This is a genomic window from Aphanizomenon sp. UHCC 0183, from assembly GCF_009712065.1.
Classification (GTDB): Bacteria; Cyanobacteriota; Cyanobacteriia; order Cyanobacteriales; family Nostocaceae; genus Dolichospermum; species Dolichospermum heterosporum.
In genome coordinates this window covers 18,859-26,306 of record NZ_VILC01000028.1, presented here as the reverse complement: position 1 = coordinate 26,306, position 7,448 = coordinate 18,859, and the positions used below count along the sequence as shown (strand labels likewise).

Below are 7,448 nucleotides of genomic sequence, written 5' to 3'. Positions count from 1 at the left end.
CACCTGTCACCTGTAACCTATCACCTTATGATCCTCGTTGAATCTCGGTAAAGATTTTTTCTAGGATTTCTGTAGCGCCTTTTTCTCTGAGAATGCCAGCTAGTTGTGCGCCTAATTTTTCAGCATCAGCAGCCGCACCGGTGACGGTATCTTTAACTATTTGTTGACCATCAACACTGGCAACAAGACCTTTTAATGTTAATTGATCACCATTAATTTCTGTATTTACACCAATAGGAACTTGACAACCGCCTTCTAAAACTCGTAGAAATGATCTTTCTGCTAGACAGCGATCGCGTGTTTGCGGGTGTTCAATGGCTTTCAGTAAGCCAATTACCTCAGTGTCATCGGCACGGCATTCTATCCCTAAAGCACCTTGTCCAACAGCATGGAGGGAGATTTCGGGGGTAAGAATTTGATGGATGCGATCGCTCATTTCCAATCTTTCTAAACCAGCTACTGCTAAAATTAAAGCATCATACTCACCAGCATCCAGCTTGGCCATGCGTGTGATCAAGTTTCCCCGCACATCTTTGAAGGTAAAATCAGGGAACTTATGGCGTAACTGTGCCAAACGTCGCAGGGAAGAAGTCCCAATTACCGCATTTGCGGGTAAAGTCTCGATTTGCAGACCTTTATGCTTTTCATGCAGCACCACCGCGTCTGCGGGGTTTTCCCGTTCTGTAATCGCTGCCAGTGTCAACCCTTCTGGTAGATTGGTGGGAAGATCCTTGAGAGAATGCACAGCAAAATCAATATCTTTATTGATCATGCCCAATTCCAGTTCCTTAGTAAATAGTCCTTTATCGCCAATTTTAGCCAAGGCTACATCCAGGATTTTGTCCCCTTGGGTAGACATGGTATGGACTTCAAAAGTAATATCGGGAAAGCTTTTCTGGAGTTCCGCTTGTACCCAGTATGTTTGAACTAAAGCTAGTTGGCTTTTACGTGAACCAATACGAATAGTGCGTGCAGGACTAGAAACTGAAGTCATAAAACTATTTGTCAAACCAGGCGATAAACTAACATTTATCTAGACTACCGCAGGGAGTGACTTACTAGATTAAATCGGGATAATTCCGTGAAGATTTTCTGTGCCAGTAACTTTACATTTATTTACAATTCTTGAAATAGATCCCCGACTTCTCAAAGAAGTCGGGGATCTGGAAATTATGGAAATTAAAATATAATGAAATTCGTAAAACGATTATTGGATCTTTGCTGGAAATTTATATTACTTTAACTTTCAAGAAAAACGCATTCGCTATTTTCCCCTTGGTTCTACAACCTTCCGTAAACAAGCGAAAAGAGGAGGAGTAGAACCAGATGAATCCTACTGTCTAGGCATAGAAAAAGAAGTTCCTGATTTTGCCATTGAAGTTGTAGTCACCAGTGGGGGAGTTGATAAATTAGAAGTTTACAAAAGATTAGGTGTAACGGAAGTTTGGTTTTTTTAAAACAATCAATTTGCCGTTTATCATCTGCGCGGTGAAAATTATGAATTGGTTAAAAAAAGTGAATTATTGCCAAACTTAGATTTGTCAATTTCGGCGCAATACGTAGTAGCAGATGATCCTCTAGATGCCGCCATAGCCTTTCGGGAGAAAATCAAAGAAATGGTAAATTAGATTATTCCTGGTCCTCTACCTCGCTTATCAAAATCCTCTGTTAATAGACCTGTTTTATCTTCATTTACTTCTCGCAATTCCTGTATCCGTTCGGCTTTTTCTTGTTCTGCTACCTCCCGCGCATCACCAGGAACTTCATAAGAGGATGTTTGAAAAGTCGTATCCCGTAATTTTCATCACATTGTTACCCCCCTTTCCCCTTATAAAGCTACGGTGTACACACAAGTTATCGAATCACCATTATTCCTCAAATTATAACTTGCTCCCTCTCTTTTCATTCGTGCTGCTGTTTCTGCGGGGATTATGCCCCGATCATAGGTATCTGCGCTAATCTTTTGATTCATAAAACCTCGCGGTAAGTGGGAAACTCAGCGTCTTTAGGGCTGGGTTACTGACACAATCAGCCTTTTTTCAGCATTACACAAACCAGATTAGAATTTTCTAACAAATAAACCTACTGTTTTTGGGAATAATTGCCAAAAATATTTTGATAAAAATTATCTATCTATAGATAGATTTTACATAGTCAAATCCAAAATAAAAATATAGGCTAGTACCGCAAGGCGGAAGTCAAAAGTCAAAAGTCCAAAGTCAAAATGAAGACAGTATAGGCTTTTGGAGGATTTAGAATGGTTGGTTTATTTACGTCCTGCGGTACTAGTCTATAGCTAACCTACATTTTAATATCCCCAAAAAAATCTGGCGTTGGTGAATGAAAGTATGAATTAGTCTCACGCAAAGGCGCAAAGATTAAGAGGGTGTTTGAAAAGTTTTGAATGTATAAATTGACCCCTCTCCAAACCTCTCCCCGACGCGGGGAGAGGCTTTGAAAACCCCATTCCCTGGTAGGGAAGGGGGGCAGGGGGGTTAGGTTTTTGGAGATTATGGGTTTCATCTGATACTTTTCAAACAACCTCTAAGAGTTTCAGAAAGGGAATTTTTGATTTTCATACCTCAATTCAGCAATACCAAAAATCTTTATCCTAGAGATTGTTGTTTGAAGGCGTTAAATTTCTGAGCTAATTCTTGCCGAGTCTCATATTTGAGGAGATAACGCAAACTAAACCAGATAGAATAAAACAAGCCAATCAACTCTAAAATCGGTTGTAGCAACGGTAAATCATTAACAGCATCTAGTAATGCGATCGCTACCTTAACTGTGACAAAAGCTGATAAAATTAAGGCTACAGTGATTAAACCCTGTTTATTGTTGTTAAAAAAACTGCCTAAATCATCTGGCAGTCGGTTTAAAAATTCAACAATTTTTCTAATAATTTGCTGCCATTGAGATTCAGATTTCTGCGCCGCAGGTAGTTTTGGTAAACTTTGTGGTGGAGAATAATTTCCCTGTTCTGGTTGCTGTGCTTGAGTTTCCATCATAGTTATCCTTTAGGAATTACAACATTTTTGAAAAATGAATTAACGTGATTAAAATATAGCAGGTTAGAGGCTAAATTCCAATTATTAAAAAACAAATTTATTTGATACTAAATTAAGATGAAGCTGGCTAGAATAAGATGTTAAGAATAATTGACCGCAGATAAACGCAGATAAACGCGGATAAATACGGATGATTATGATTTTGTGCAGCTTCACATAAAATTGCTATCACCTGCCTTTAATTTATGAATATTTTCCTCCCAATTTGCACCATCAAAAGGTAAAATTTCAAAATTTCTCAGCACATTTCCATCTAAACACCGCACATTAACATCAATACAATCAGGGTGACTACGGGGAATATAAAAGGAATGAATTCCACAAACTCCGCAAAACTTATGTTGTGCGACTCCTGTATTAAATTTGTAAGTTTTTAAAACATCTTCCCCTTGTAGCAAAGTAAACTGGTTTTGGTCAACAATCAAATGTAAAAATCCTTTTTTGGAACAAATTGAACAATTACAATCATCAACTTTGTGATTATTAACTACTACCCGAAACCGCACCGCACCACAGTGACAACCACCTTCATAAGTAACAGATTGATCTTTACTTAACATTAAGTTTCTCCAGTTGATTAACGCGAATTGTGAGGTTGATGTATCAAATATTTTTTACCCCTCCCTAACCCTCCCCGATGCTTTGGGGAGGGAACTAATTTTCATCTCGTTCCCAGTCTCTGACTGGGAATGAATTCTAGAAGGCTCTGCCTTCAATGATATTAGAGGCAGAGCCTCATCAACTGCATTCCTAGTCAGAGACTCCCCCACTCCCCCTACTCCCCTACTCCCCCCACTCCCCCCACTCCCCCTACTCCCCTACTCCCCCTACTCCCCTACTCCCCCCACTCCCCCACTCCCCCACTCTCTACCCTGGTTGCCACATATACCTTTCCTGTCCTTGGGAATTATAGATAAATACAGGAAGTTGGGCATTTTGACTAATGGCTTTGAGAGCATCTTTCAAGCTTTGGAAGTGACTTTGTATTTGTGGATTATTGGCTTGAAATAATCGGTCATACTCAGGAGTTAAGCGGACACTAATTTTCTGATTCTCAATACTAAAAGTACAAATTCTAATCGTATTTGTACAAGTGCTTTTGAGTTCAACGCGGGTTTGAGTTAAATCGCCATAGATTTGGAATTGTTCTTGTGCCTGTTTCAGAGATGCTGCATAGGTTTCAATCAGGGGTTTGGCTTGATTGAAATAGAAAGTATCTTGACCCACTTGTTTAGCACTTTCTACAGCCTGTTCCCAAGACTTAACCGCACTTTGCCATTGATTTTGATTACCATAGCTTTTGGCTTGACTAGCGGCTTTAATAGCTTGTTGATAGGATGTGGCTGCTAATTGTTCTTTTTTGGCGCGATCGCGGGCTACAATAATTTTTGGTTGGTATTCTGCCAACAGCTTGCGGGCATCCTCAGATCCTAAACTACCTATAGGAATAATTTTGAAGGTACTAATTGCTGTCTGGAAATCAGATTCTACCTTTTGCCATTCAGGGGCAGATTTAGCCGTGATTTGGCGTTGAGTAGCGGCTTCTGCGAGAGTTGTGGCATTGGCTATTTTCTGTACCCAGGTTTCTTCTTTGAGCAACTGATCATTAACACTTTTTAAAGTATTTTGATAACTTGGTAAATTAGCTTTTACCAATCCATAGAGTTCATTACTAGGCTTAATTATCTCTAATGAAGTGATTGCCTGTCTCCACAACTTTTGTCTATTACGTAACTCATCTAAACTCTTAGCAGGGGGTTGAGTTGCTTTTTGGGCTGAAGATGCCATTTGTAAGGCTTTTAGCACCTGGTTGATTTTCGTTGACTGTTCAGAAAAACTATTAACTAATAGCTGAGAGTCTTGATAACGGGGAGACCACTGAGGAATATTTTGCAAATCGGCAACTACCCCATCTAGTTGTTGTTGCACTGTTAATAAGTCTCTTTCTGATTTGGTACGTTTGATCTGTTGCTGATACTCATTTTTAAATTGTTGGGCTGTTTGCAATTCTTTACATTCAGAAATTACACAACCACGATGGAGAACGAAAATACCACCACCGGAAAGAATAGCAATTACTACAGCCGTACCAATTATAACCGGTAAGGGAGGAAGTGATAATGATAACTGTCTTTTTTTGGGTTGATCGGGAATATTCGCAAAGGGATCAAAATTTTCTTCAATATCCTCCATTGTCTGAGATTCATCCGCAGATAAATTTGAGTCTGGCAGTGAATAGTCTGAAAAAGATTCTGCGGAATTAGAGAAAAATGAATCAGCAATGGGTTCTTGTTCCGTTTCTGTAAATGGAGGTGATGGTGTTTGCAGATCAGAATTGAGGAAGAGAGTGTCTCTCTCATGTCCTATTTCCACCGTTTCCCTATCTGCATCTCCACTAGGCATCTGAAAACCATATTCAGTTTCCCTATCTGTATCTTCACTGGGTATCTGAAAACCATATTCAGTTTCCCTATCTGTATCTTCACTGGGTATCTGAAAATCTAGGAAGTGTTGAGTATAGGGGCGCTTTTCTCCAGAAATTCTCAAGAAAAATCTTACCCGTTGGGTTTGGTAGCTAAATTGCCATTGTAGTGCTTGTTCTAACACCTCAAAAACTTGCTGTGTATTAACTGTGACCTCAGCAGGGTGTTGAGTTAAAATCATCAATTCATCATTTTGGACAGCGCATTTTACCTGGAAATTTTTACTATCAAGCACTTGGGCAACTAATCTTTCTTGTAAGATATCGCCTAAAACTTTGAGATCGTCTTGTTGAACTGTTGCTTTCATAAAGCGTTACCGCCACTCTTTCTATATAGTTTTGATTATCGAAGGTATTGGGGATGGGATGCAAATCCTAGTTTTACATCTTATACAATCAGTTTCTAGCAGAAGGTTAAATTTGTCACGAAGAACACAGTCTAGGGGTATTGATTTAGACTTCTATTTTTTTATACAGCTAGATTATAAATGAGACAATCCAATGTCAAAATAAATTTTCAGTTCAGCAAAACCAAATTCTATAATTTTTGGTATTGGGTAAAATATCAGATAGCATCAGAGAAAGCGCGTTGGACTTGTTAATACAAGGTGTGTCTCAATGGATTTATTGGAGTACCAAGTTAAAGAGTGGTTTGGTAAAATTGGGATTCCTGTTTTACCATCTCAAAGAATAGACCATCCTACAGATTTAAAACGGTTAAAAATTCGTTACCCGATTGTGCTGAAATCTCAGGTGCAAGCGGGGGAAAGGGAAAAGGCAGGTGGAGTCAGAATTGTAGAAACCACAATTGATGCGATCGCTACAGCACAGAATATATTTAATCTACCAATTTGGGGGCAACTGCCAGAAGTTTTATTGGCAGAATCAAAATATGATGCCCAGGAAGAATTTTATCTAGCTGTAGTTTTAGATACTGCGCTGTGTCGTCCCGTTTTATTGGGTTGCACAGAAGCAAATATTGACTGGGAGACAGCGGGAGAAAAAATTCAGCACGTTGTGGTGGAACAGGAATTTTCTCCATTTTATGCTAGACGACTGGCTTTAAAAATGGGCTTACAGGGGGCGTTGATGCAGACTGTGAGTGATATTGTGGAGAAACTGTACCAGTTATTTGTCCAAAAGGATTTGGACTTGGTGGAGATTCATCCCCTGGGTGTGAATTCTGCGGGTCAAGTGATGGCTCTTAATGGTAAGGTCAGTGTTAATAAACAGGCTATTAACCGTCATCCTGAAATAGCCGATATGGCTGCCAAAATGGTTGGTCTTCTTCATGGTAATAAAAAAAATAACGGTTTGGTGAGTAGGTGGGATGGGATAGAAATGCAGGGTAAAATCTGCATAATAGGCAATGGTAAAGGTTCTGTTTTAACAACATTGGATGAGGTTGTTAATGCTCATGGGCATCCTGGTAAATGTGTCAATTTGCGCCATACTTTCATGAGTGATACAACACAGACTACTTTTAGCGATCGCCTGATTAGTAGTTTGACAAATTTGGTAAATGATCAGAATACTCAAGTTATTTTAGTCAACTTTTTGGGGACTATTCCGCAAGTTGACCAACTCCCAGAAATTATTAGCCAATTTCTCCATTCAGACAGAAGCCAAATCACATCTGGGGTGTCACCCGCCAATGGGAATAAAAGTCAGCAACCATTGAATTTACCCTGGTTAATCCTCCGTTTAGCTGGTTCGGAATTCAATCATGTCAGAGAAGAGTTAGCCGCACGGAAAACCTCCGATCAATTACTAATAGTTGTAGAAAATTTAGATGCAGCAGTCAAGGAAGCAGTTCTTTTAGCAAAGACTCCAGGGGTAAAAAAAAGGTAAGAAGCAAAAGGCAAAAGGGGATATTTGTACCAATTACCAATTACCAA

At 39.4% G+C, this 7,448-nt stretch carries 7 protein-coding genes and 1 pseudogene; 3 read left to right on the top strand and 5 right to left on the bottom strand.

Annotation, left to right across the window (positions count from 1 at the left end):
- Window positions 1–25 precede the first annotated feature (25 nt).
- Window positions 26–994: a hydroxymethylbilane synthase gene (gene hemC, locus FJR37_RS12095; RefSeq protein ID WP_168466128.1), complete on the bottom strand. Its 969-nt coding sequence runs from the start codon at window positions 992–994 to the stop codon at window positions 26–28.
- A gap of 220 nt (window positions 995–1,214) precedes the next feature.
- On the opposite strand from hemC, the gene FJR37_RS27725 reads away from it, so the two are divergent.
- Both FJR37_RS27725 and FJR37_RS27720 read left to right on the top strand, forming a co-directional pair.
- Window positions 1,215–1,457: a Uma2 family endonuclease gene (locus FJR37_RS27725; RefSeq protein ID WP_371416119.1), complete on the top strand. Its 243-nt coding sequence runs from the start codon at window positions 1,215–1,217 to the stop codon at window positions 1,455–1,457.
- 45 nt (window positions 1,458–1,502) lie between these two features.
- Window positions 1,503–1,628, top strand: a complete 126-nt coding sequence (locus FJR37_RS27720) for a hypothetical protein (protein WP_371416118.1) — start codon at window positions 1,503–1,505, stop codon at window positions 1,626–1,628.
- Here FJR37_RS27720 and FJR37_RS26435 read toward each other — a convergent pair.
- The 4 genes and pseudogenes from FJR37_RS26435 to FJR37_RS12070 all read right to left on the bottom strand — a co-directional run bounded on the left by FJR37_RS26435 (window position 1,625) and on the right by FJR37_RS12070 (window position 5,858).
- Window positions 1,625–1,972: pseudogene (locus FJR37_RS26435) on the bottom strand (hypothetical protein). The gene FJR37_RS27720 and the pseudogene FJR37_RS26435 overlap by 4 nt on opposite strands.
- A 634-nt stretch (window positions 1,973–2,606) precedes the next feature.
- Entirely contained in the window at window positions 2,607–3,008 is a 402-nt protein-coding gene (locus FJR37_RS12080; RefSeq protein ID WP_254434569.1) for a CAAD domain-containing protein, read from the bottom strand.
- A gap of 212 nt (window positions 3,009–3,220) precedes the next feature.
- On the bottom strand, window positions 3,221–3,628 hold the full coding sequence (locus FJR37_RS12075) for a GFA family protein (protein WP_168466127.1): 408 nt from the start codon (window positions 3,626–3,628) through the stop codon (window positions 3,221–3,223).
- 307 nt (window positions 3,629–3,935) lie between these two features.
- On the bottom strand, window positions 3,936–5,858 hold the full coding sequence (locus tag FJR37_RS12070) for a hypothetical protein (protein ID WP_168466126.1): 1,923 nt from the start codon (window positions 5,856–5,858) through the stop codon (window positions 3,936–3,938).
- 310 nt (window positions 5,859–6,168) lie between these two features.
- Between FJR37_RS12070 and FJR37_RS12065 the strand changes: the two genes are divergently transcribed.
- Window positions 6,169–7,401 carry an ATP-grasp domain-containing protein gene (locus FJR37_RS12065; protein WP_168466125.1) on the top strand — a complete coding sequence of 411 codons (1,233 nt, stop codon included), beginning with the start codon at window positions 6,169–6,171 and terminating at the stop codon, window positions 7,399–7,401.
- Window positions 7,402–7,448: the final 47 nt, after the last annotated feature.